The following is a 26,182-nucleotide window of genomic DNA, read 5'->3' on the forward strand; positions in this document are numbered from 1 at the left end:
ATAATCTAGTTTTTATGGCTCCATCATTGTTGCGATGCTATGCGTATAAGCTTTTATATTTTTAAGGGCTAAAAAAAATATAAACATTCACAGAAAGTATCATAAAAATAATGTCTAAAAAAATCATGAAAAAACTATTCTTAGCTATGGTATTGATGGGAGTATCAATCTTAGCAAATGCTCAAAAAAGTACAGATATTGCTGCCATTAAAGGGCAATGTGGTTGTTTTGATATAAAATTTAGTTATGCAGAAACCTTTGCACCCGATAAAAACTATCAATATCATGATCGTTATGTAACAGGAGGTAGAGAATGGGTTTTTGTGGATGAAGAAAGCAAAGACAAATTAGTATTGATGCACTTGTTGGTTATTAACGATACGATGGTTATAAAACATTGGCGTGAAGACTGGCAGTATGAAAATACCGACCTATTGGCTTTTGACAAAGGATTGACGTGGAAGGCTACGCAGTTGCCTAAAAATCAGGTAAAAGGGCAATGGTCTCAATCTGTTTTTGAAGTAAACGATATGCCACGTTATGAAGGTACTGCCTCTTGGATTCATAAAGATGGTCAACACCTTTGGGCAAATATTACTGATGCGCCACTTCCAAGAAGAGAATATACTAAGCGTTCAGACTATCAGGTATTGAGAAGAAACAATCGTATCCATGTAACGCCTGATGGTTATTTACACGAGCAAGATAATGATAAAGTGATTCGTAATGCTTCAGGCGATAAACTATTGGCACAAGAAAAAGGCTTGAACGATTACAAAAAAATTGATGATGAAAAATGTAAGATAGCTACTGAATTCTGGGCTAAAAACCGTGAATATTGGGTTGATGTTCGTACTGTATGGGGACAATTGATTGCTCAGAACAAAGGAATAAGTTTAAAAGCAAAATCAGACGACGGAAAGATGTTGTGGAAAGAATTAGATGATGTAGTAGAATCTTTGAAAGCGAAGGGAGAGAAAAATGCAACGAAACGTCAAGCAGAAATTCGTTCGGTAATCAATAAGTATTTGAATGATAGTAATTTATATTCTTTGAAAAACTAATATCTAAGAACGTTTTTAGAGAAAATGAACAATAAAAAAACCGTCGTCTGTATTTTAACAGACGACGGTTTTTTTATGTATTACAAAACTTATTTCTTTTTCTGATATTCAGCGATTGTTAATAACAAAGAGGGTAATAATATTAAGTTAGTAATCATCGCTACTAAAAGCGTAATAGAAACCATTACACCCATTGCTGCTGTACCTCCAAAGCTTGATACTGCGAAAATCGAGAAGCCACAGAAAAGGATAATGGCAGTATAAATCATACTTAAACCTGTACCGAAAATACTGTTGGTGATGGCTTGTGACACAGTATGTCCTTTTTCATATAATTCCTGACGGTACCTTGTTAAGAAATAAACCGTTCCATCTGAAGCAATACCGAAAGTAATACTGAATACTAAAATAGTAGAAGGCTTAAAGTGAATATCTAAAAAGCCCATCAATCCCGCTGTCAGTGCCAAGGGAATTAAACAAGGAAGTTTTGATAGAATAATTACTGGAATAGAACGGAATAAAACCATTCCTACAACAGCGATTAAGCCAATGGCAATCAATAAGCTTTCGTATAGATTCGATAACAAATAATCATTACTCTTCAAGAAAACCAAACTATGACCCGTAAGGCTTACTTTATATTCTTTAGGGTCAAAAATAGCATCAACTTGTGGGCGAATTTCATCAATAAGCTCTTTCATGCGCAAGGAGCCAACATCTGCCATTTGGAAACTGATACGCGTAACGCTTTTATCTTCATTCAAAAACGATTTGAATTGCTTAGATGATGCACTGCCATTTTGTACATATTCCGTTAGTTTAGAAAGTTCCAAAACGTTTGGCAAGATAAAATACTTGGCTTCGCCACCTTTATAAGATTGGTACAGGAATCTAGTAGCTTCTACAATCGACAAAGGCCTTGAAAACTCTTTATAAGCACGCATTTTGTTTTGCAATGCCTTTATTTTGTATAATGTTTGAGCCTGATTATCAAAAATTCCGTTAGGTCTTTTGGTATCTATCATAATTTCAAAAGGTAAAACACCATTGAAATTCTTTTCAAAAAACCTTAAATCGGTATAAATAGGGTCATTTTTAGGTAAATCATCTACTACATAACCAATTACTTGTACTTTGGTAATACCATAAGCAGAAATTAAGACTACCACAAAAACTGCCGAATAAATTACACTTCGCTTGTTATGTACCAAGTAATTGATTTTAGACAAAAATGTATTAATCCATTTTACCTCTAAATGCTTTAAGTGGCGAGACTTCGGCAGTCCCATATAGAATAATGCAATCGGAATTAAAGAAATACAAATAAGATAAGTAATGATGACATTAAGCGCCGCAATTACTCCAAATTCAACTAAAAGGCTACTATTAGTAAAGTAAAAAACACCAAACCCAATGGCCGTAGTAACGTTTGCCAAGAAGGTAGAAAGCCCGATACCCGTAACCATATTGGTCAAGGCAACTTCTTTATTGCCATGTGACACTAATTCAGCTTGGTATTTATTAATTAAAAAGATGGCATTCGGAATCCCGATTACAATTAATAATGGTGGAATAAGCCCTGTAAGAATCGTGATTTTATAACCCAATAATTGGAGTGTTCCTAGTGAAAAGATTACCCCAATCAATACTACAAAAATGGATAGAATCGTAAAACGAATAGAACGAAAGAAGAACCAAAGGATTAAGCCCGTAATCAAAATGGCTAAACCCATAAAAAGCTTCATTTCTTTAGAGACTTTCAGCATGGTGGCCGTTCGAATAAAAGGCATACCCGAATAGTGTAATTCTGTTTGAGTCTTTATTGAAAAATCATTCGCTATTTTTTTGATCTGATTTACAATGGCAATTCTTTTAGAAGAATTCAATGTTTTTTCATTGAAGGTAATAGCCATCAAAGCCGTGTTAGTTTCATGATTGATAACCATGCCTTCATAGAACTTCAATGCTAATACTTTTTTCTGAATAGAATCGAGCTCCGCCTGTGATATCGTCGAACTACTATGAATCGGGACTACTTCAAATTTTCTGAGAGAATCATTTCGTTTCAGTTCGTATAGATTAGCGATTGAAATGATATTTTTGATACCTTCTAAACGCTTAATGTCTTCTGTAAGCTTAACTAATTGTTGATACTTTTCTAATTCAAAAAGTTTGGGTGATTGCCAGCCAATCACCATGATGCTACCATCTTCGCCAAATTTTTTACGAAAATCTTGGTATTCCTTTTCGATAGGGTCGTATGAAGGTAAAATCCTTGCTATTTCATACGAGAGCTCAATTTTACTAGCTTCAAAACCCATAAAAACAGTTGAACTAAGAATGATTCCTATCCAAAGAAGGCGATATTGGATGATTAATTTGGCAATTGTATTCCACATAATAATATGATTTTGGAACCCTGATGTATTACAAAAGGATTATTTCCTGAATAAAATATTCAGGGGAAACTAATGGTTGCTTTTTATTTTAGGTGTTGTGCTAAATTAAGAAAAGCGATAAATTGATAAAACTAATGATTGAATAACGAAAACAATCAAAGTCATTGTAAAGATTTTATGAAATTGTTTAAAAATAAAGAACTCACGGGGCATTTTTGGCAATAAAATGCTCAAATAAAATTTGATAAAAATGGTATCTAAAAAGTGAAGTTGATTCAAATTGGAAGGCTAATGGCGAAATATTGCTAAGAGAATAAATCGAAGGGAAAATCTCACGGTGAGTAGCAACGGTATTTAAGTCAAGTAATATGCGAATGTTAGCATTGATATGATGGCGTTCGCTAGGGCTATCAATTTTGCATTTATTTTTACCAAAATGATGTGCTTGTTGTACCGAAAGCGTTCGTCCATAAACCGAAAACATAAGTATCTGACACACCAAGAATGTGCTAAATAACCGTATTATGAAAGATTTTTTTTGCATATCAGGATGCAAAAATACAGTGTTTTTTGTTAGAAGCAATGAGTCTTACTTTAGGATTTTTAGACTTTAGGATTTTGGGACTTTAAGATTGTTGGACTTTATGACTTTAAGTTAAAAGATTTTGTTTTGTGTGTATGTGTTCTTTTAGTCCTCCAGTCCAAAAATCCTAAAGTCTCAAACTTATTTCTTAACCTTCACTTCAACGCCTTCTCTAATTTCCTCAGTAGCTACTTTTGCTAATTGGTCGCCTTCTGATAAGTCGCCATAGATTTCTACTTTGCCATCTGCCTCTCTGCCTTTTCTTACTTCTACCCAAACAGCTTTGTTATCTACAATTTTCACAACGAATACTTTTTCTGGAGCATTCGCTACAGCAGCTTTAGGAACGACAAACGTCTTTTCTGTAGCAGGGAAGGATATTTTTACTTCGGCAACCATACCTGGCAATAGTTTTTTGCTACTATTGTCAATGTCCATTTCAATTCGTTCTGAGCGGAATTTTGTATCTAATGCTCCTGCTACACGATTGATTTTAGCTTTAAATACTTCACTTGGAAATGCTTTTACGGTGAAAGTTATCTCATTTTTTTCGCCTAAATATGAAGTATAAGCTTCTGGAATTAATACAATTAAACGTAATTTTTTCTGGTCTTGTAAAGTAAACAGTGGAAACTCAGAGCCTTTTCCTGAAGGACCTACATAAGCACCCACACTAATATTACGAGCAGTAATAAAACCATTAAAAGGGGCTCTGATTTCTAGGTAATTCTTGTTATCAGCAATTTCTTTATAGCCTGATTTAGCAGCATCCAATTGTGCAAAATCAGCATTTTTGCGTGCTAAAGCTTGGTCTAACTCGTTTGGCGAAATTGTCCCAGGTGTTTTACTAGTTTGTAAAAGACGGTCATAATTAGCTTTACTAGCCGCATATATCGCTTCTTGTGATTGTAACCTTGATGCTGAAGTGGCTAGTTGGGCTGATAATTCTGGTGCTTCCATCGTGACCAATAATTGTCCTTCTCTTACCTCTGAGCCAACATCTACATTCATTTTCTTGACAAAACTGTTTACTTTGGCATACAAATCAACGCTATGTTTGGCGATTAATTCTCCCGGAATTTGAATATTGGTTGACATCATTCCTTTTTCCAAAGAAAAAGTTTCTATGCTATGCACCGTTGGAGCTTGTGTCTTCTCTTCTTTTTTAGCTTCAGAAGAACCACAACTGTTTAAAAGTATTGTGGCCGTAAAGAAGCCAGCTATAGTAAAAATGGAATTGATAGCTTTTGATTTCATGGTCTTATTTTTTAGCTGTAAGCTAAAAGCTTTGAGCCTTTAGCTTTTAAGTTATATCTATGTCTCTGATAATGTTAACTAATTACCAATGTCTCTTTTATAAATCGTAGGAATATAGTGTTTGCTTTCCTCATCTTCTGGGTCTAATGAAACAGATTCTATCGATGTTTTCTCTTGGAACCAAGCAAATACCAAAGGCAGGATAATTAATGCTGCAAAGGTTGAAGCAATTAACCCACCAATAACGGCACGTGCCAGTGGAGAAGTTTGGTCGCCACCTTCGCCTAAGCCAGAAGCCATCGGGATCATCCCTACTACCATGGCCACACTCGTCATTAAAATAGGGCGAATTCTTAAGGCAGCCGCTTCTTTGGCTGCTTCCAAAGCATTGCCTGTGACTTTCCTTAATTGTTCGGCATTGGTAATCAATAAAACAGCATTGGCGATAGATACCCCAACCGACATGATGATACCCATATATGACTGTAAGTTCAAGGTAGAGTTCGTTAATCTCAACATCACCAACGAGCCTAGTACTACGGCTGGAATAGTGGTGAGAATCACGATAGATACTTTGAATGACTGGAAGTTTGCTGCCAGCATCAAGAAAATAACAATAATAGCTACTAATAATCCTGATTGTAAACTATCCAATGTTTCTGTCAAAACCTTACTCAAACCAATTGGCTCAATGGTTAATCCACGAGGTAATTCTCCTAGTGAAGCAATGGCTTTACTTACATCTGCCGTAGCTGTTCCTAAATCCTTCTTGTATAAATTGGCTGTTACCGAAAGCGTAGGCATAGCTCCTAAGTTATCGTTTTCGCCATAAATGGTATCACTTTGAATCGTGGCTACATCACTTAGAATAGGCCTTGCTGAGTTTTTCAACAAAGCAATCTCTCCGATGTCACCTATACTCGTCATTTTGTTTTCAGGAATTTGTACTTGCACACTGTAAGTCAATCCTGATTTTTCATCTACCCAAACGCTCTTATCTGTATAACGTGAAGAAGAAGTTGAGGCAGTGAGCGTTCTAGAAATATCGTTCATATCAACGCCCAATTGCGAAGCCCTAACACGGTCGATATTAATGTTAATGGCTGGGTACTTGATAGGCTGTCCTAACTGTACATCACGCAAATAGCTAATCTGACTTAATTTTTCGATAAGCTTCTTGGCATATTCTTCATTGTTCTTCTTACTTCTACCTGCTAAACGCACTTCAATAGGCGTTGGCGAACCTTGACTTAATATTTTTTCAGTCAATTCGATAGGTTCAAAAGAAAGCTTCAAATCTGGAATAGTAGCTTTGATTCTTTTTCTAAAGTCATCTTTTAATTCCTCTAAATCAGTTTCATATTCTTCATTTAACTGAACTTGTAAAACTGCTTCTTGAGGGCCACTCATGAATAAGTAAATCGGACTCGTCGAGAAAAGTCCAGGGTGTTGCCCTATGAATGATGATGTAATGGAAATATTTTCTTTACCAACCATTTTTTCAAGAATGGCAATCGATTGAATCAATTTCTGTTCCGTCCGTTCAATTCTTGTTCCTTCTTTAGCACGTAAGCGTACTTGAAATTGTCCACCATTAGTTTTTGGTAAAACATCTCTACCAATCGTACTTAGAAATAAAAAGGCTGCTCCTGAAATAATGACTAAGTAACCAACCACCACGAGTTTACGAAAAGGAATAATTCTTTCAAGGAATGATAGGAAAGAATTTCTGAATCGGTCGAATAAACTTAGTTTTTTAGTAGGATGCTCCACATAACCTTTCTTCTGTGTAATCTGGTTAAATTCTGATTCAACAGTAATATTAGAGGCAATAAAATCCTCGTTATCGGGCAAATTGGTTGTATGTTGATTTTCATGCTTATGCCCTTTCATAATCCAGTTGGCCATGATAGGCACAAAGGTTTGTGATAAAAGAAAGGAAACCAACATCGAAAACCCAATGGCTAGTGCCAAGGGTAAAAACAAAGCACCCGGAATACCCGTCATCGTGAAAGCAGGAGCAAACACCGCTAAAATACAGAAAAGAATCAATAGCTTCGGAAAGGCGATTTCTTTACAGGCATCCCATATCGCCAATGCCTTGGGCTTACCGAGGTCTAGATGTTGGTGAATATTCTCAATGGTCACTGTGGACTCATCGACCAAAATACCAATGGCCAATGAAAGACCACTCAACGTCATGATATTAATAGTTTGTCCACTTAGTTGCAAAAATAGTACCCCAGCAATAACTGACGTTGGAATTGTTAGAATTACAATCAAAGCACCACGGGCATCCCCTAAAAACAATAAAACCATTAAGCCTGTTAAGATGGCACCAATGGCACCTTCGGACATCAAGCTTTTTACAGCGTTGATAACATAAACAGATTGGTCGAACTCATAAGAGAGTTTTACATCTTCTGGCAAAAGACTTTGTAAGCGAGGGAGGTTCTTTTTAAGGTTTTGAACAACTTCCCAAGTAGAAGCAGTAGATGATTTGGTAATGGCCAGATATACAGAACGTTTGCCATTAATTAAAGCATAACTACCTGTAATGTCGGCACCGTCTTCTACTACAGCAACATCACGCATATAAAGGTTTTGTACACCCCCTTTGAATAAAGGAATGTTTTCAAAGTCTTTAATCGTTTTAATGGTTGTGTTGGCTGGCGTAATGTAATTATAATTACCAACCCGTACGTTTCCAGAAGGAGATGTTTGGTTGTTAAGACGAATGGCTTCAACAATTTGGTCGACCGTCATATTATGCGACCGCATCAGTTCTGGGTCAGCTTTGATGACTACCGTTCGCACGTTTCCTCCAAACGGAGCAGGAGAAATTAACCCCGGAATGGATGTAAAAGAGGAACGGATGTATGTATTGGCAAGGTCTGATAATTCATTATTCGACCGTATCGGGCTACTTAGTACTAATTGCCCTACGGGTAGTGTAGAAGCATCGAAACGCAAAATAAAAGGCGGTTGTGAACCTGGCGGGAAAATAGCTTGGGCTCGATTACTAAAGGCTGAAACCTCTGCTGCGGCCTGAGCCATATTAGTACCTTGGTAAAAAGTAAGTTTCATCAAGGTTAAGCCTTGTATGTTCTTAGTTTCGATACTTTTAACCCCTGAAACATATAATAAAAGGTTGACATACTGACGCCCGAAAAAAGACTCCATTTGGGTAGGCGTATAGCCACCAAATGGGTGAGAGATATAAATTACGGGCATATTCATATCTGGGAAAATATCAATTTTGATATTCCGAATGGCATTGATACCAAAGAATAACAAGCCCGCTACTAATACAAGTATTGTGATAGGTTTGCGTAAAGCTGTTTTAATTAAATTCATTATTATCTGGCTTGTTTGATGAGTAAATCGAAATCTCCGTTGCTGGCAGCTTTAAGGACTAAAGCTTGCCAAACATTGGCATAAGCTACACTAATATTAGTTTCGGCTCTGTTCAATACAAATAAAGCTTGCGTGAGGTCGATGATGTTTGATAATCCGTTTTTATACAATACGGCTTTTTGTTCATAAGCATTGCGGGCGGCCTCTAATTGAATCGGAGATTCTTTATAAGTAAGTAAAGCATTTTCGATGCGTTGGTCTGCTAAAATCATCTGACTTTCCAATTGATTTTCCGTCAAATCATATTCACTTTTTAAGCCTTCGCTAATAAATTGTTGTGCCTTGATTTGATGATTGATTTTAGTCGGTGACATAAAATTCCAGAACATACCAGCACCTACAATGAAATTGCTTCTGGATGGAGCAATTCCTGAAAAATAACTTTGATCAACGTGATGATTATCAGGAGAATAGTCATAGTCAAAACCAGAAGCTTTAGACTGAAAAGCACCAAATAAGCTGATGACCGGTAGTTTGTTTCTACTCAACAATTTTTGCGTATTATTTGCGATTACAATACGAGATTTAAGGAACAGCAACGTTGGGTTATTTTCAATGGCTAATGAAGAACCAAGTTGACTAGGAATTTTAGTGAAATATAGGCTATCTAATTGAAAATGTTTAGCCGACGTATTTAATAAAATAGCTAATTGATTACTTGCTTGTATTTCAAGGTTTTGTGCATCAATTTGGCTAAGTTTCGCATTAGAAACTTCCGCATTAGCAATGGAAGAATCTACACCTGCATTCAGCCCACTTAAAGTTCTAGCTTTAATTACTTCACGCAAGGCCACTACTCTTTTATGGTTTTGTTGGCTGATTTCTACAAATTTTTGTGCCGCCAATAGATTAAAATACGCTGCCGTAATTTTGATAGTATGCGCAAATTTTTCTTGCAAAACATCTAAGGAATCTCTTGATACTTGCGACTTGGCAATATCTACGGTCGCCTTTAAACGACCAAAGGTATAAACATCCCAATTGACGTTGGAGGCATACAAAGCTCCGAAAGCCGTATTCCAGTTTTGGCTTGCTGAGCTAGGCCCAGATGCTGCCATCCCTACACCTCTATAAGAATATAGTGAGCCGAACTGACCATTTGCTGTACCATAATTATTTTGAATCGCCACGTTTACATCAGGAAGAAACTGCTTTTGTGCATTTATTACCAAGGCTTGTGACGCTTTTAGATAACTGTTTTTGGCTTTAATGGAATTGTAATTTTCTAAGCCAAGCTGAATCGCATCTGTTAATTTCAAGAAATGGTCTTGTGCAAGTGAAAACCTGCAAGGCAACAGAAAGGCGAAAAATAATAAAATGCGTTGGTATTTTATTTGAATCATAATATTAAGTATTGCTATTGAATGGAAGTGCTCATGCTGATAGTCTATTTGGTTGACCAAATATATTCAAACATTTTGGTTTGCTTTATAGGCTATTGTATCATTTTGATATATTTATAAGCTGTTTGGAAATATATTACCCTTGAAAAAAACGGGAATAGAATGTTTCTTAGAAAAAATAAAAAAATATAAATAAATCAAGAATTGGTTAATTTTATGTCTTACTTTAAATAATATCTTTTCTCTTTTGAAAGTTCATCGTAATAGTCTTATTAACTGATTGATTAATTTACAGATAACGATTTCCTAACATTAGAAGGATAATTTTGAACTTTTAACAATCTTCATTGCTATCAACAATATGAAAAGACACATCCTCCTTTTTTTACTCTTTACAATCGCAACAAAGGTCTTGGCTCAACCCATGAGCTATTCTATGAAAAACACCCATGCACATAATGATTACCTGCATGATTTACCTTTTTATCAAGCATATGCCTTACATTTTGGGATGATTGAAGCCGATGTTTTCAAACAAGGAGAAGAATTGGTCGTGGCACATGAAAAAGAATCTATTCTTCTGAATCGTACTTTCAAAGCATTATACCTTGAACCATTATTGAAGCAAATCAATCAGAATAATGGTAAGGCCTATCAAGACGGACAACGCCTACAGATATTAATTGATATTAAAGAAGATGGAGCGGAAGCCTTGAAGCTTTTAGAAACACAATTAAAGCCTTATCGTAATTATTTTGATTTAAAGCATAATCCTAATGCGGTGCAGATTGTTATCAGTGGCGATATGCCATTAAGTACAGATTTTGATAAATATGATGATATTTTCTACTTCGATGGTCGCCCTAGACAAAGCTATTCGCCTAGGAGTTTTGAAAGAGTAGCTTTAATCAGTACTAGTATCACGGACTTTACACGCTGGAATGGTAAGGGTTTGATTACAGCACCGCAGTATCTAAAGATTAAGAATTTTGTTGATTCTGTTCATCATATTGGCAAACAAGTTCGGTTTTGGGCAGTACCTAATTCGCTTACGGCTTACAAAGCTTTAATGAAATTAGAGGTTGATTACATAGGCTCGGATAATTTATCAGAATTGGCGAACTATATTAAAAACTTAACCGCTTTTTCTGGCAAGCCAATTGCTCAACACATTCCATATTTGCCTACCTATCAATCAGATGGAATAAAGAAGCCTTCTAAGAATGTCATTTTCTTGATTGGAGACGGCATGGGGTTAGCCCAAATTTATAGTGGAATAGCTGCTAATGGAGGAAAATTAAACTGGACGAATTTTAAAAATATTGGTTTCTCTAAAACTAATTCGGCAGATAGCTTTTGTACGGATTCTGCGGCAGGAGCAACAGCTTTTTCAACAGGTGAGAAAACGAATAATCGTTACATTGGGATGAATACCCAACAGCAACCGTTAGAAAATATTTCAGAAATTTTAGACAAAAAGAAGATAAAAGTAGGGCTAGTAGTTTCTGAAGAAATAACAGGAGCAACGCCAGCGAGTTTCTATGCCCACGAACCAGAAAGAGATTGGTTCCAGCTAATTGCAGATGACTTGCCTAAAAGCCCAATTTCATTAACGATTGGGGCTGGTATAGAATCCTTTAGGGCGGAGACATTAGAGAAATTAAAGAAAAATGGGAAAGTATTTACGACCATTGAAGAACTGAAAAAGGCAAATACGAAAGAGAAAACCTTTGTGTTTGTTGATAAAAATGAAGTGCGCCCTAAGCACGAAGGAAGGGGTGAATATCTTTCTGAAGCTTTTGACGCCGCAGTGAAACAATTAGAACGTACTTCTCCAAATGGTTTTTTTCTGATGTTAGAAGGTTCAAAAATTGACTGGGGTGGACATGCCAATCAGTTAAATTATGTTGCCAACGAGATGCTGGATTTTGATAAAGTAATAGGTAAAGCCCTTGAATATGCTGATAAAAATGGAGAAACGACTATCGTGATTACGGCTGATCATGAAACAGGAGGTTTATCATTATTAGATGGCGATTTTAAAACGGGTAAAATAGAAGGGAATTTCAGTACCAGCGATCATTCGGGCATTATGGTTCCAATAGTTGCTTATGGCCCGAATGCACAACTTTTCAGTGGATTTTATGAAAATAATACTATTTTTGAGAAGTTGCTTAAATGTTTGAACTTGAAGCGGTAGGCTTTAGGCTGTAAGCATTAAGCGATTAAAAGAAAAGCTTAAAGCCTAATGCTTACAGCCTAAAGCCCAAAAAATGAACCCTCGTCAACTAACATATATTTTTGAAAACCTTAGTATTGCAAATCTTAATTATTTGACGATTTTAAAGCATAGTTCTTCGCTTATTTCAACGGATGAAAAAGGTTTTTTTGACCTTCAACCTGACAAGATTGAACTAAACATTGCAGAAATACCTGTTTATCTTACTCGGACAGACTTCATTACTGTTTCCGTCAGGCAAGAAGAGAATGCCATCAAGCTTTCGTGTGAATGTAATGCTCCCATCAAGAATCTCTGTGAACATCAAGTACAAGTATTACTCAATCTGACTGAACGCCAAAACCTTAGGGTGTTTTTTGATGATGCTTTGCGGTATAATAAAATGTTAGCTTTTGCTAAAGATTATGGCTTAGAACAAGAGAAAAACTTGGATGAATATTTCCAGTTAGAATACAACCCATTCAAACTTTCGATAAAGCCCAAATTGAAAGAACTGATAGCGGTTAATCAAGCGACTAACTCGTTGTTAAGCACGTCTTTGTTACCACAGCCTATTGCCAAAAAACTGTCCTTGTTTTCTTTGGAAGAAACAACCAAAAAGATAATTGTGTTGGGGAAACACCGCTATTATGACCATCTGGTGGTAGAGCTATATGAAGTTCAAACGACCAAAGATGGTAAGGTGAAAAACCCGCTCAAAATCGTTGACCCACTTGATTTTATTTGGAAAACTACTGATATAGAGGAAGTTAAATTTTATTCAAGCATTATCAAGTTTCAACAACCTAATCATGAAAAATCGTCTAAAACACTTTTTGAGGGATTAAAAGCCTTGGCTAAAAATCCGTTAAAGTTTGATGTCTTTTTTCATGATGCTAAACTCTCAGACAAAGTAAATGCTAATACTATTGTCCCGATTGAGTTAAAAATGCTAAAAATGGACGTGAAGATGCAAATAGATTACAAAGACATCTTTCATGAAGTTTCGGCTCAATTGTTTATTAATGAAAAGGCGTATGAGCTAAAAAACCTTACTGTCAAATTCGATTATTTTACCCAAGTTGCCAATACGTTGTATCTGATTGAAAACCCTGATTTTTTAAGAATCATTACTTTTTTCAAGCAGAATAACCATAAAATTTTAGTTCATCATACCAAGTTTGAAGAGTTTCAGCACAATATTCTGAACAAGCTTGAACATAAAATACAGGTAAATTATTCCTATATCAGACCCGCAACGCCTGCCCAAATTGAAGAAAATACCTTCGATACAAGTCAGCAAAAAATCATTTATCTGTCTGATTCAGAAGACTATATTTCAATTACGCCAGTAATAAAATATGGGAAAACAGAAGTGCCAATTCTTTCTAAAAAGCAGAGATATGTAAGCGATTTTAATGAAAATGTGTTTTTGTTAGAAAGAGACCAAGACGCAGAAGTCCAATTTACAGCCAATTTATTGAAACAACATCAGGCCTTTGAAGAACAACTAGACCACGAATATTTCTATTTACATAGAGGGCAGTTTTTGGATGAAGGTTGGTTCTTAGATGCTTTTGAAGAATGGCAAAACCAAGGTATTACCATTTTAGGCTTTAATGAGCTCAAAGAAAATAAGCGAAATTACAATAAAATAAGGGTATCGGTCAGTGTAACGAGTGGTATTCACTGGTTTGAAACCGAACTATCTGTGCGTTATGGAAAACAACAAGTTTCTTTAAAACAACTACAAAAATCGGTTAGAAATAGGACAAAATATGTACAATTGGGTGACGGCACTTTAGGTATTTTACCAACAGAATGGATACGACAATTCACAGAATATTTTCAAGAAGGTGTTATTGTTGAAGAAAAGATTCGGGTTCCGAAGAGTAATTTTTCTGAAATAGCAAGGATGTATAAAGAAGCGTTTTTGGCGGATGAAGTAAAACGTGAATTGACGATTTATGCTGAAAAACTAAAAACCTTTAAGCAAATTGAGCGTGTAGAGATTCCGAAAGAGCTTCATGCAACGTTAAGGGATTATCAAAAGGAAGGGCTAAACTGGTTAAACTTTCTGGATGAATTTGGCTTTGGAGGTTGCTTAGCAGATGATATGGGTTTAGGGAAAACGATTCAGATTATCGCTTTTATATTATCTCAGCGGAATAAAAATATTAAAAATACTAACCTGATTGTAGTCCCTACGTCTTTGATATTCAATTGGGAGGCAGAAGTAGCAAAATTTGCGCCTTCTATTAAAATACTAAGTGTTTATGGGAGTAACAGGGTAAAGAATACGAAGAGTTTTGATCATTACGAAATCATTCTGACATCTTACGGAACACTATTATCAGATATTGGTTTCTTGAAAAAGTATCATTTCAATTATGTTTTTCTGGATGAATCTCAAGCCATAAAGAACCCAACCTCACAGCGTTATCAGGCGGCTTGTCTATTGTCTTCTCGTAATAAAATCGTTCTGACAGGTACGCCGATAGAAAACAATACTTTTGATTTATTCGGTCAGCTTTCATTTGCTTGTCCAGGGCTATTAGGGAGTCGTCAGCATTTTAAAGACCATTATTCTATGCCGATTGATAAGTTCAAAGACCAGAAAAGAGCAAGGCAATTACAGCAGAAAATTACCCCGTTTATTTTACGAAGGACTAAGAAACAAGTTGCCCAAGAATTGCCAGAGAAAACAGAAGTAGTTGTGTATTGCGAAATGGGTGTACAGCAAAGAAAAGTATATGATGCTTATGAAAAGGAATTCAGAGAATTTTTGAATAACCAGATAGAAGGAGATATTCCCAAAGAAAGTATGCATATTTTAACAGGTTTGACGAAACTCCGTCAAATTTGCGATTCGCCAGCCTTATTAAGTGAAGATGAATTTTATGGGAATGAATCTGCTAAAATAGAAGCCCTGTTAGAAGAAATAGAGAACAAATCTCCCGAACATAAAATATTAGTATTCTCGCAATTTGTAAGCATGCTTGAATTAATTAGAAAGGAATTAATAAAACGAGGTATCTCTTTTGAATACTTAACGGGTGAGACTAAAAATCGTGCTGATAAAGTAAATGAATTTCAGGAGAACGAAGGGGTAAGAGTATTCCTGATTAGCTTAAAAGCAGGGGGAACAGGGTTGAATTTAACAGAAGCCGATTATGTGTACTTAGTTGACCCATGGTGGAACCCAGCCGTTGAAAATCAGGCAATAGACCGTTGTTATAGAATTGGACAAAAGAAAAATGTAGTGGCTGTCAGGCTAATTTGTCCGAATACTATCGAAGAAAAAATCATGCTGTTGCAAGCCTCTAAAAATGATTTAGTCAACGATTTAATCAAGACGGATACATCCATGTTGAAGTCTTTGACGAAAGATGATTTGTTAAACTTGGTAGGAGGAAAATAAAAAGAGTGGAATAGTATTCCGCCTATTTCTCACATTTAAATTGATAAAAATGAAAGAATTAGGTATTAATCTTGATGAAATAGTAATCAAGCCGATTACTAATCAAGCAGATTTTGAGAGGGCATCTACCTTAATTGATGCTTTAGTCGATGCTGACCTTATTGAAGATGAAGCGACAAGAAATAAAGCCTTAGATATTTTAGATGCAATATCTGTTTTAGCATTAGATTATGAGAAAAAACATTTCCCAATTGAGAAGCTTGATCCAATTGAATCAATCAAACAAAGGATAGAAATGCTTAATCTTTCTCAAAAATAAATTGCAAAGTATTTTGGAGGACAAAATCGAGTTTCTGAGGTACTTAATAAAAAGAGACCTCTTGCTTTAAAAATGGTAAAAAATCTTTATCATGGTTTGGGTATTCCAGCAGAAGTTCTTTTAGCATAAAAAAAACAATAAGGCGAGATAAAATCTCGCCCTACAGTTTTAACAAACACCCTCTTTTACTTTTTCTCTTAAAAGCTCAGTAGCTTTAATCATATTCTTTAAGGCTAATTCTGTTTCTGCCCAACGGCGAGTCTTCAAGCCACAATCTGGATTTACCCATAAATTTCTGGTAGGAATATTTACCAAAGCTTTTTCTAATAAACTAAGCATTTCCTCTGTTTCTGGTACTCTTGGTGAGTGAATATCATACACCCCTGGCCCGATTTCATTAGGATATTTAAAGTCAACAAAAGCATCCAATAGCTCCATTTGTGACCGAGAAGTTTCAATTGTAATCACATCGGCATCCATATCGGCTATGTGTTTGATAATGTCATTAAACTCAGAATAACACATGTGTGTATGAATCTGTGTTTCGTCTTTTACACCCGAGGCACTCAAACGAAATGCTTCTACCGCCCATTGAAGGTAGTATTCCCAATCGGCACGACGCAAGGGCAATCCTTCACGAATAGCGGGCTCATCAATTTGGATAACTTTAATACCTGCTTTTTCTAAATCTAATACTTCATCACGAATCGCCATGGCTATTTGGAAGGCTGTGGTTTTTCGTGCTTGATCATCTCTTACAAACGACCATTGCAAAATCGTAATTGGTCCAGTAAGCATGCCCTTCATTAACTTGTCTGTTTTAGATTGTGCGAATTCTGACCAACGGACTGTCATAGCAACTGGGCGTTCTACATCACCATAAATAATAGGCGGTTTTACACAGCGGCTACCATAACTTTGTACCCATCCATTTTGCGAAAAAACATATCCCGATAATTGTTCACCAAAATACTCTACCATGTCATTGCGTTCAAACTCACCATGAACCAACACATCTAAACCAATTTCTTCTTGCCAACGGATAGACTTTTCAATTGCTACCGCAATTTGTGCATCATATTCTTCTTGAGAAATAACACCTTTTTTAAGATTAGCTCTCAATACACGTACATCATCTGTTTGCGGAAATGAACCAATTGTTGTGGTTGGGAAAAGTGGCAATTTTAACGTTTCTAACTGCAAAGCCTGACGAACCGCAAAAGGACTTGGTCTATGAGCGTCTTGCTCCGTTAAAGCTGCAACTCTGGCTTTTACCTGTGGTTTATGAATCAAGGCTGAATCTTTTCTGCTTTGTATAGCTTTTTGGTTTTCAGCGAAATGTTGCGCAAACAAAGGTGCAGACGCTGGCTCTGAAAGCTTTCTTAATACATTCACTTCGGTCAATTTTTGTTTAGCAAATGCCATCCAATTTTTGATTTCTGGCGTAAGTACTTCTTCGTTTTGCTCTAAATCCAAATCGCAAGGGCTGTGTAATAATGAGCAAGAAGGCGCAATCATTACCCTCTCTTGTCCTAAGGTATCAATTGCTTTTTGAATCAATGTCAATGATTTAGCATAATCATTCTTCCAAATATTACGTCCATCTACGACACCAAGCGAAAGGATTTTTTCCGTTTTGGCAAAATCTGTTTGTTCAAAAATATCACTTAATTGTGAAGGGCAACGTACTAAGTCAAGATGTAGCGCATCAATATCTAAAGTAGTAGCTACATAAATATTTTCACCAGTACATTCAAAATACGTTGCAACCAATATTTTTAAATTCGGAACAGCCTTTTTGATTTTTTGATAGGCTTGTTGGAATGCTATTTGTTCATTTTCTGTCAAATCTAGCGTCAGGCAAGGCTCATCTAGTTGTATCCAATTTGCTCCACGTATTGACAATTCTTGTAAAATATCAATATAAACAGGCAATAGTTTTTCCAATAAATCTATTCTATCAAAGCCAGCTTCTTTTTCTTTGCCTAATAGCAGGAAAGAAACAGGCCCAATCAACACAGGTTTTGTAACAAATCCCATTTGCTTGGCATCTTCAAAATCGATGATGATTTTATCAGAATATCTTTTAAAGTGTTGATTTTTAGTAAATTCCGGAACGATATAATGATAGTTTGTATCAAACCATTTGGTCATTTCCATGGCTTTAATATCGAGACCGTCACGTTGTACGCCCCTTGCCATCGCAAAATAAATATCTAATTCTCGGTTAGTTTGTCCATCAACCAAAGCATGGTAACGCTCAGGAATAGCTCCGACCAATAACGCAGTATCCAGAATGTGGTCGTATAAAGAGAAATCATTAGAAGGAATTAATGCTATTCCTGCCTCTTGTTGAAGTTGCCAGTTTTGTCTTTTGATTTGGCGACCAATGCGAAGCAATTCATCTTTGGTAGATTTTCCTGCCCAAAATTGCTCGCAAGCACGTTTTAATTCTCTTTTGCTACCAATACGAGGGTAACCTAAATTGTGTGTAAACATAGTAATTGTTGTTTTAAGGTTCGTGCCTTATCAAGTGTTGATAAAGCATTTTGGCGTATTCTAAAACACACCGAATGGAACTGAAAACACCACACCGTCATGCATAAAGCATAAGCACACGCTGATTCATTGCTGAAACAGAGTAATATTCGACAAGTATTTTATAAAAATCAATGCGTGAACTAAGCCCTATTTCGTGAGGGAATAGTCATTGAGAAGGTAGGCAAGTCTCCTGACTTGTAACATTTTCTTCCCCCTTCTCATTCTTTGAAAAGAACAATGGGCTAAGCGGAAGAAAAATTGTTTCTGCTCGAAACCGTTACTTACAGTAGCACGTCTGCTCGTGACTTTCACACGATTCCTTTTTAATTTATGGTGAAAGGTTTATTCTTTCACTTAAAACCAACCTCCTGATTGACGGGTGTTTACTGAGTTACTAAGCAAAGGTATTAATGATAAATATATAATAGATATATTATCCTTATGTATTTCAATATTTAGATATTTTGATAAATATATGCATACTTAATAGATAAAATATATAATAAAATTGTAAAATTTAAACAAAATATCTTTTTAGTTTTTATTTATTGATTATGAATCTACCACTCCATTAAAATATCTATCATCGAGGATAGATATTAAGACAATATTACGTAAAAATCATATTTTGATAACAATGCCTTTACTTTCCAGAAATCTTACGTGAATAACTTGCGCCCTCAATTAAAAAGCAAATCCTTACTTTTTCCTTTTTAATTACAATTCAATTATATTGTGATTAAATATGAAAATTCCATTTACAACAGAACTAAAATGAACACAAAACCTTTTTTTAAGACCCAATCGACGTTGATTCTTGGCGTCTTAGTTGGGGCGACAGTTGGCATTTCTGCTAGTCCAACTTTTGCCAACAATGCTTCCCTTTTCACAATCAATAAATCGTATGCTAATGAAAAAACACTACTAAACAAAGCTCTCAAAGAGATTACAGTAAAAGGTAGAGTAATTGATGCTAAAACCAAAGAGCCTTTGGCAGGATGTAATATTCTGGTAAAAGATAGCAAACGTGGGGTGAATGCAGATGCCAATGGTAACTTCAGTATCACCGCTGACGAAAAAGCTACGTTAGTATTCACATTTGTTGGTTATGAAAAACAAGAAGTAGCTATTGCTGGGAAAAGTACAATTGAGGTAGCGTTAGTATCGAGTGCATCAGACTTAGCACAGGTAGTCGTAATTGGTTACGGAAGTTCAACGAAAAAAGATATTACAGGGTCGGTGAAGTCACTGAAAAGTGCAGAATTCAACCAAGGGATTATTAACTCACCTGAACAACTGTTACAAGGTAAAGTGTCGGGCGTAAATGTTACCTCTGCCAGCGGTGAACCCGGAGGAGTACAAAATATCAGTGTTCGTGGACCAGGTGGTGTAAGAACAGGAAGTACACCACTTTTTGTGGTAGATGGTTTGGCTTTGGATAACTCAAGTAGTGGTGGAGCAACAAACCCTCTTAACTTTTTGAACCCTCAGGATATTGAATCAATAGATGTTTTAAAAGATGCTTCGGCAACAGCTATTTATGGTTCAAGAGGTGCAAATGGGGTAATCTTGATTAGTACTAAAAAAGGGAAAGCAGGTTTTTCTTCTTTCAATTATTCTACTAGTTATGGCTTTTCTACGATGGCGAGGGCTTTACCTGTTTTCTCGGCAGATGAATACCGTAAACAAGTACCTGCTGTAGGTGGTGTGTTAGAAGATTTGAAAGCATCAACCGATTGGCAAAAAGAAATTTCAAGAACGGCACTTACTAAAAACCATAATATCTCATTAGGTGGTGGTGCTGATAAGCTTACTTATTATGCTTCATTTGGGCTTCAGAATCAAGAAGGTATTTTGAAAAACAATCAACTAGATCGTTATACGGGCCGTATTAATGTAACACAAAAATTATTAGACGACCGTATCAGCATTGATGTAAACTTAAACGCTACTAATACTAATAACGAACGTCCTCCAATTTCAGGGATTATTGGTACAGCTATTTCTACCAATCCTACTTATCCTGCTTACGACGATAAAGGTCAACCTTATTCTTATGTGAATGGCGTAAACCCATTAACTACTTTGAAGTTAGAGAAAGACGTTACTTCTATTACACGTATCATCGGAAATATCTCTCCTTCTATCAAAATCATTGATGGCTTAGTATATAAATTGAACTTTGGGATTGATAATTCAAGCTCATCTCGTGATTTACAATCATTGGCAAGTGCAGTGCCTTTGCAAGATGGTCGTTTAGAGACAATCAATATTACTAATACTAACCGTTTGATTGAAAACTATTTGACTTATACTAAGTCAATTAAAGACCATAGCTTCTCGGCTTTAGTAGGACATTCGTATCAGAAATTCGTATTCCGTGGACGTTCTTATAGTATTAACAAATTTCCAATTTCAGACATCGAGCCTATCTATAATCCAGGATTAGGACAAGACCTTACTTTGGCAAACAACAAGCCAACAGGTTATGCCACTAACGATGAATTACAGTCGTTTTTCTCAAGAGTAAACTATCAGTTTAAAGACAAATATTTATTAACAGCTACTTTAAGGGTAGATGGTTCTTCAAAATTTGGAGCAAACAATAAATATGGTGTTTTCCCTTCTTTCTCGGCAGGTTGGAGAATCTCTGAAGAAGAATTCTTAAAAGGTTCTGCTTTAAGTAATTTAAAAGTAAGAGCAGGTTGGGGACGTACTGGTAACCAAGAAATTCCTTCAAAAATTACTCAGGCTAGATTTACTTCAGTGGTTTCTGCGGGTACTTCTTATCCATTAACTGAAACAGGAGCATATCCTGCTGGAACGTCTTATACGAGATTAGCCAACCCAAATATTCAATGGGAACAATCTACACAAACAGATATCGGTATTGATTTTGGATTCTTAAACGGTGCTTTGACAGGTACAATTGATGCTTTCAATAAAGTATCTGGAGATATTTTGTTAGAAGTAATTCCAGCTGACCCAGTTCAACCAGCAGGTACATTCTGGACGAATGTAAACAACATGACAATTACCAACAAAGGGTTAGAATTAGAATTGAACTACCGTCGTGCATCAGCAAGTGGTTTTACGTATGAAGTAGGTGGAAACATTACTTTTATTGATAATGTTGTTAAAAACTCACCTTACTCAGTTATCCCTTCTGGTTCTGCTTCTGGTTCTGGTTTGACTTCGGCTACTATTAATGGTTATGTGAGTGGCCAACCAATAGGTACGTTCTTCTTGAAAGAATTTACAGGATTTGATGATAAAGGAATCAGTACTTTCCGTGACGTAGATGGAGATGGAATCGTAACTGACAAAGACCGTATTGCAGCAGGAAGTGCATTACCAACCAAACAGTTTAACTTCTTTGGTCGTGCGAACTACAAAGGTTTTGACTTGTCGATTAACTTCAATGGTGTTGCTGGTAATAAAGTGTATGACAATACAGCTAATGCCAATTTCTATAAGTTAAGACTATCAAAAGGAATTAACACTACAGCCGAAGCCATTGCTTCAAGTAATGAATCAGTTAACAACTCAGCTCCAGTTTCTACAAGATACTTGAAAGACGGTGCTTTCCTTCGTTTGAATAACTTGACTTTAGGTTATAATGTAAATACTAAAGCATTGGGTATTAACAAATGGGTATCTACATTGAGACTTTCAGTAACAGGTCAGAACCTAGCAGTATTTACAAAATACGATGGCTATGACCCTGAAGTAAATACAGACAGAACTGTTAATGGTATTACTTCTTACGGAATCGACTATTTAAGTTATCCAAAAGCTAGATCAGTTATTTTTGGCTTAAATATTTCATTTTAATTGACAGACCTGTTATCTGTTCAATCTTTGGTTTATGTGATGATTGAGAATAATTCATTTTCAAATCTTCAAATCACCAAATTTTTAAATTACAAATCGTCGAAATCATGAAAAAGAAAATATATGTACTATTGGCCCTAATGGGCGTTTTATTCATTGAAAGTTGTACCAATCTAGAAGAAGTAGTATTGGATGAATCTTTCACTTCAAATCTTTCGGATAAACAAGCTGCTGATGGAATTATTGCTCCTGTGTACGCAAGGCTTCCAGATATTTTCCTACATACCAACTACTTCGCAATCCAAGAAATCTCTACAGACGAGGCCATTTTGCCATATCGTGGGGGTACAGACTGGGGTGATAATGGTATCTATTTAGCACTACATGCTCATACCCAAACAAGTACTGACCCTAACTTAAGATCCACTTGGAACTTTATATTACAGGGAATGTCGCGTGCTATTACGGCTATTAATACATTGCCAACTTCAAAAGACCCAATCGCTAAAACCTATTTGGCTGAAGCAAGAGGTATGAGAGCTTATTATTCAATGTTGACGCTTGATTTATTTGGCTTAGTATTCGTAAAAGATGACATTGGCGAAAACTCTACTATTTTGAGAGGTGACAAAGCTGTTGAATACATCAAAAGTGAATTATTAGCTGTAGAGCCAAACCTAGAAACATCTGTAGGACCGGGACGATTAACGAAGGGTGCTGTTTGGGGGTTATTAGCAAGACTATACCTAAATGCTGCGGTTTATCGTGATCCTTATGCTGCAACGATTACGTTCAAAAATGAAGATTTGGATAAAGTAATAGAATATTCTGATAAAATTATTTCTTCGGGTCAATATCAATTATCAAACGATTATTTCTCAATCTTCAACTCAGATAATCATACCAACAAAGAATTGATTTTTGCAGTTGATCAGCGTGCAGAGTTAAATGGACATAACCGTTTGGCATATTTCTCTCTTTCTGGAGACCAATTCCCATTACCAGCATATCCGAATGCTAACGGAACGGATGGACCGGCGATTACTTCTGACTATTACCGTACGTGGGTGAATGCTTATGCACCACAAGACCCAACTGCTGACCCTAGATTTTACAAACAAAATTTGTCTATCTATTCAAACCCTGCGGATTCTTGCGTAGCGGCTGAAAACTTCAATATCAACCGTGGTATTTTAAGAGGACAACAATATGGCTTGATTCGTAAAAATGGTGTTTTCTTGAAATGTGCTGATGGAAAAATGAAAGTGGGTAAATTGGCTTATGATACTAGAAATAAGCCAACATTAGCGGTAAATTTTACAGAACAAATTGATTTTACAGTAGCAGGAAGTAATTATAATACTGGTTACAGAGTAGAAAAATATGAATTCAGTAAGAAATCTGTAAGTGGTAGAAACTTTGGTGAAGCTGATATTAGCATTGTTCGTTTGGCCGATGTTTATTTGATGAGAGCAGAAGCAAAGTTGCGTAAAAGTAATGATGTGGCTAGTGCATTATCAGATGTAAATATGATTAGAGCTGCCAGAACGTCGTCTAAGCCAGCTCCAGCACTTAGTGCAATGTCATTGGATATCTTATATCGTGAAAGAGGATTTGAACTTTATTGGGAAATGCATCGCCGTACAGATATGATTCGTTTTGGTAAATTCGAAGATAAATGGACAGAGAAAACAAATACTGATAGAAACAAAAGAATCTTCCCAATTCCGCAAACTGCGATTGATGGAGCTTCAAATATTCCAGGATATTTAACTCAGAACCCGAGTTATTAATCAAATAAAAAAGGTTGAGATGAAAGTCTCAACCTTTTTTATGTTAACTGTTTTTCGCCATTTTCGCCCTCACCTTACTGAGAAATTCAGCAGAAATACCGAGGTACGAAGCGATATAATGTTGTGCTACACGCTGAGGAATCTTTGGATACTTTTTCAGGAAATCAGCATATCGTTCATAAGCGGTCTGGGCAATAGAATTGATTAACCTACTTTGTGTTGCCGACAAGTTTTTCTGTACCAATAATCTAAATTGTCTTTCAAATCGAGGGGCTTTCGTTAATAAATCCTCTTTTTTATCAGGCGTCAACACAAAAATCTCACAGTCTTCTAAGGCTTCTATAAACAGGTCAGAAGGTTTTTGTTCATGAAAACTAGCAATATCACTTACCCACCAATCTTCAATGGCAAATTGTAAGATTACTTCAAAGCCATTTTTATCGATATAATATTTTCGCATACAACCTTTTATGATAAAGGCTTCGAAATTACAAATCTCACCTTCTTGTAATAAAAAGGTCTTCTTTTTAATCTTTTTGTATTGAAGATGTTCATTGAAAATGCGTAATTCTTCTTCCGAAAACGCTACATTTTTACAAACACTTTTATTAATTTGTTCGAAATAAGTACTTTGAGGAGCTTGTGAATTCATGTTGTACTACAACCTTTAAGTTGCTTGAAAGATTTAGATTCTCCTCAAAAATACTACTATTTTCTAATTATCTTATCCAAATCGCTGTACATCAAAAGCTTTCATATCAATGCTTGTAGGCTGTTCATTCACTAATTCGGCTACTAATTTGCCCGTTGCTGGCCCTAGACTTAAACCCATCATCGAATGACCTGTGGCAATTACTACATTTTTATGTTTCTTCGTTTTACCAATATAAGGTAGCCCATCTGCTGAACAAGGACGATATCCATACCATATTTTATCATTGCTAGGCATCGGAATATCAAAATCAGGAAAGAAATCTTTCGCCGATTTTAAGATGCCTTCAACGCGATGATACTGTGGTGGTGTTTTGGTAGAAACTACTTCCATCGTACCTCCAAAACGAATTTTATTCCCATCCATCGGCGTTACGGCAACTCGTCCTTCTGCTAAGATAATAGGATGATTTATTTTATAGGGAGAGTCCTCTAACGTAATGGAATAGCCACGTCCCGGTACTAACGGCAAACTTACCTCTACCATTTCTGCCAATTCTCTGCTCCATGAACCCGTAGCAATCACAAAACTGTCGGCTTCATAAGCTTGTTGTTGGGTGATTACTTTCGTGATGTTCCCATTGTTTTTTTCAAAGCGTATCACCTCTTCATTCGCTTTCAATACTACGCCTTTGCTTGTTAAATCTTGTAGTAACACACGCATCAACTTGTCTGGGTACAAGTGGGCATCGCATTTAAAAAATAACGCACCAAGACCGTTAATTTTAGCTTGTGGTTCAAGGCTTTGTAATTCGTCATAATTCAATAAAGTAACGTCTAAGCCTAATTCCTGTGCTTTCTCAACGGTATGATGTGCATGGGCTTGTACGTCTTCTGTCTGGAACACTTCTAGCATTCCTTTGTGTTCATAAGCAAAATCAAAGTGAGGTAAACAAGCCCATTCGGCAAATTCATGTTGACTCAATAAGGAAATATCTCTCAAGGGAATGGCCGAAGCGGCTACATTTTTTTCAGTAGCACTTTTCATGAATTTCCAACCCCAATCTATCAAAGCAGGATTCAAAGATGGTTTTACATAAAACGGGCTTTTAGGATTCAGCATCCATTTTAAGCCTTGCCAAATAATGCCAGGGGCTGCCAAGGGAATAAAATGACTTGGGCAAACGTAGCCTGCATTGCCATACGAACAATTATCTGAAAAATCACCTTTGTCGATAACCGTTACTTGATTTCCAGCCTTTTGTAAATAATATGCCGTACTTAAACCAATAATTCCACCTCCGATTACTACTACACTTTTCATATCTTAAATGATTAATTG

14 protein-coding genes and 1 riboswitch are annotated in these 26,182 nt (G+C 36.1%); of the genes, 6 read left to right on the plus strand and 8 right to left on the minus strand.

The features are described 5' to 3' along the window. The first annotated feature begins 125 nt into the window (after positions 1–125). Positions 126–1,064, plus strand: a complete 939-nt coding sequence (locus tag VB264_RS10180) for a DUF6607 family protein (RefSeq protein WP_323249031.1) — start codon at positions 126–128, stop codon at positions 1,062–1,064. 89 nt (positions 1,065–1,153) lie between these two features. Here the strand turns inward: VB264_RS10180 and VB264_RS10185 are convergent, their stop codons facing one another. The 5 genes from VB264_RS10185 to VB264_RS10205 form a co-directional block, all read right to left on the minus strand. Next, complete coding sequence (locus tag VB264_RS10185) at positions 1,154–3,463, minus strand: efflux RND transporter permease subunit (RefSeq protein ID WP_323249032.1); 2,310 nt, start codon at positions 3,461–3,463, stop codon at positions 1,154–1,156. 202 nt (positions 3,464–3,665) lie between these two features. After that, the gene (locus VB264_RS10190; protein WP_323249034.1) at positions 3,666–3,947 is read right to left on the minus strand and encodes a hypothetical protein; all 282 of its coding nucleotides are present in this window, start codon (positions 3,945–3,947) and stop codon (positions 3,666–3,668) included. A 240-nt stretch (positions 3,948–4,187) separates the two neighbouring features. Further along, positions 4,188–5,303, minus strand: coding sequence for an efflux RND transporter periplasmic adaptor subunit (locus VB264_RS10195; protein ID WP_323249036.1), 1,116 nt, complete (start codon positions 5,301–5,303; stop codon positions 4,188–4,190). 78 nt (positions 5,304–5,381) lie between these two features. Beyond that, positions 5,382–8,660 (minus strand): efflux RND transporter permease subunit, encoded by a 3,279-nt coding sequence (locus tag VB264_RS10200; RefSeq protein WP_323249039.1) that lies wholly within the window; start codon positions 8,658–8,660, stop codon positions 5,382–5,384. Between the two features lie 2 nt (positions 8,661–8,662). Next, the gene (locus VB264_RS10205; RefSeq protein ID WP_323249040.1) at positions 8,663–10,063 is read right to left on the minus strand and encodes a TolC family protein; all 1,401 of its coding nucleotides are present in this window, start codon (positions 10,061–10,063) and stop codon (positions 8,663–8,665) included. Positions 10,064–10,424: 361 nt separating this feature from the next. On the opposite strand from VB264_RS10205, the gene VB264_RS10210 reads away from it, so the two are divergent. From VB264_RS10210 to VB264_RS10220, 3 genes are all read left to right on the plus strand, one after another. Beyond that, entirely contained in the window at positions 10,425–12,263 is a 1,839-nt protein-coding gene (locus tag VB264_RS10210) for an alkaline phosphatase (protein WP_323249041.1), read from the plus strand. A 73-nt stretch (positions 12,264–12,336) separates the two neighbouring features. Next, the gene (locus tag VB264_RS10215) at positions 12,337–15,702 is read left to right on the plus strand and encodes a DEAD/DEAH box helicase (protein ID WP_323249043.1); all 3,366 of its coding nucleotides are present in this window, start codon (positions 12,337–12,339) and stop codon (positions 15,700–15,702) included. Between the two features lie 49 nt (positions 15,703–15,751). Next, positions 15,752–16,021, plus strand: a complete 270-nt coding sequence (locus VB264_RS10220) for a hypothetical protein (protein WP_323249045.1) — start codon at positions 15,752–15,754, stop codon at positions 16,019–16,021. Between the two features lie 168 nt (positions 16,022–16,189). Here VB264_RS10220 and metE read toward each other — a convergent pair whose 3' ends face one another. Then, complete coding sequence (gene metE, locus VB264_RS10225; RefSeq protein ID WP_323249047.1) at positions 16,190–18,520, minus strand: 5-methyltetrahydropteroyltriglutamate--homocysteine S-methyltransferase; 2,331 nt, start codon at positions 18,518–18,520, stop codon at positions 16,190–16,192. Between the two features lie 205 nt (positions 18,521–18,725). Continuing rightward, positions 18,726–18,942, minus strand: a riboswitch (cobalamin riboswitch). Between the two features lie 394 nt (positions 18,943–19,336). On the opposite strand from metE, the gene VB264_RS10230 reads away from it, so the two are divergent. Together VB264_RS10230 and VB264_RS10235 are read left to right on the plus strand one after the other, a co-directional pair. Next, a complete protein-coding gene (locus VB264_RS10230; protein ID WP_323249049.1) occupies positions 19,337–22,396 on the plus strand; it encodes a SusC/RagA family TonB-linked outer membrane protein in 3,060 nt (1,019 codons plus the stop codon). Between the two features lie 107 nt (positions 22,397–22,503). Beyond that, positions 22,504–24,189, plus strand: coding sequence for a RagB/SusD family nutrient uptake outer membrane protein (locus tag VB264_RS10235; protein WP_323249051.1), 1,686 nt, complete (start codon positions 22,504–22,506; stop codon positions 24,187–24,189). 43 nt (positions 24,190–24,232) lie between these two features. Here the strand turns inward: VB264_RS10235 and VB264_RS10240 are convergent, their stop codons facing one another. Both VB264_RS10240 and VB264_RS10245 read right to left on the minus strand, forming a co-directional pair. Beyond that, positions 24,233–24,841 carry a Crp/Fnr family transcriptional regulator gene (locus VB264_RS10240; protein WP_323249053.1) on the minus strand — a complete coding sequence of 203 codons (609 nt, stop codon included), beginning with the start codon at positions 24,839–24,841 and terminating at the stop codon, positions 24,233–24,235. Positions 24,842–24,913: 72 nt separating this feature from the next. Beyond that, entirely contained in the window at positions 24,914–26,164 is a 1,251-nt protein-coding gene (locus tag VB264_RS10245; protein ID WP_323249054.1) for an NAD(P)/FAD-dependent oxidoreductase, read from the minus strand. Positions 26,165–26,182 lie beyond the last annotated feature (18 nt).

The sequence above is a fragment of the Arcicella aquatica genome (assembly GCF_034928825.1).
Lineage (GTDB): Bacteria > Bacteroidota > Bacteroidia > Cytophagales > Spirosomataceae > Arcicella > Arcicella aquatica.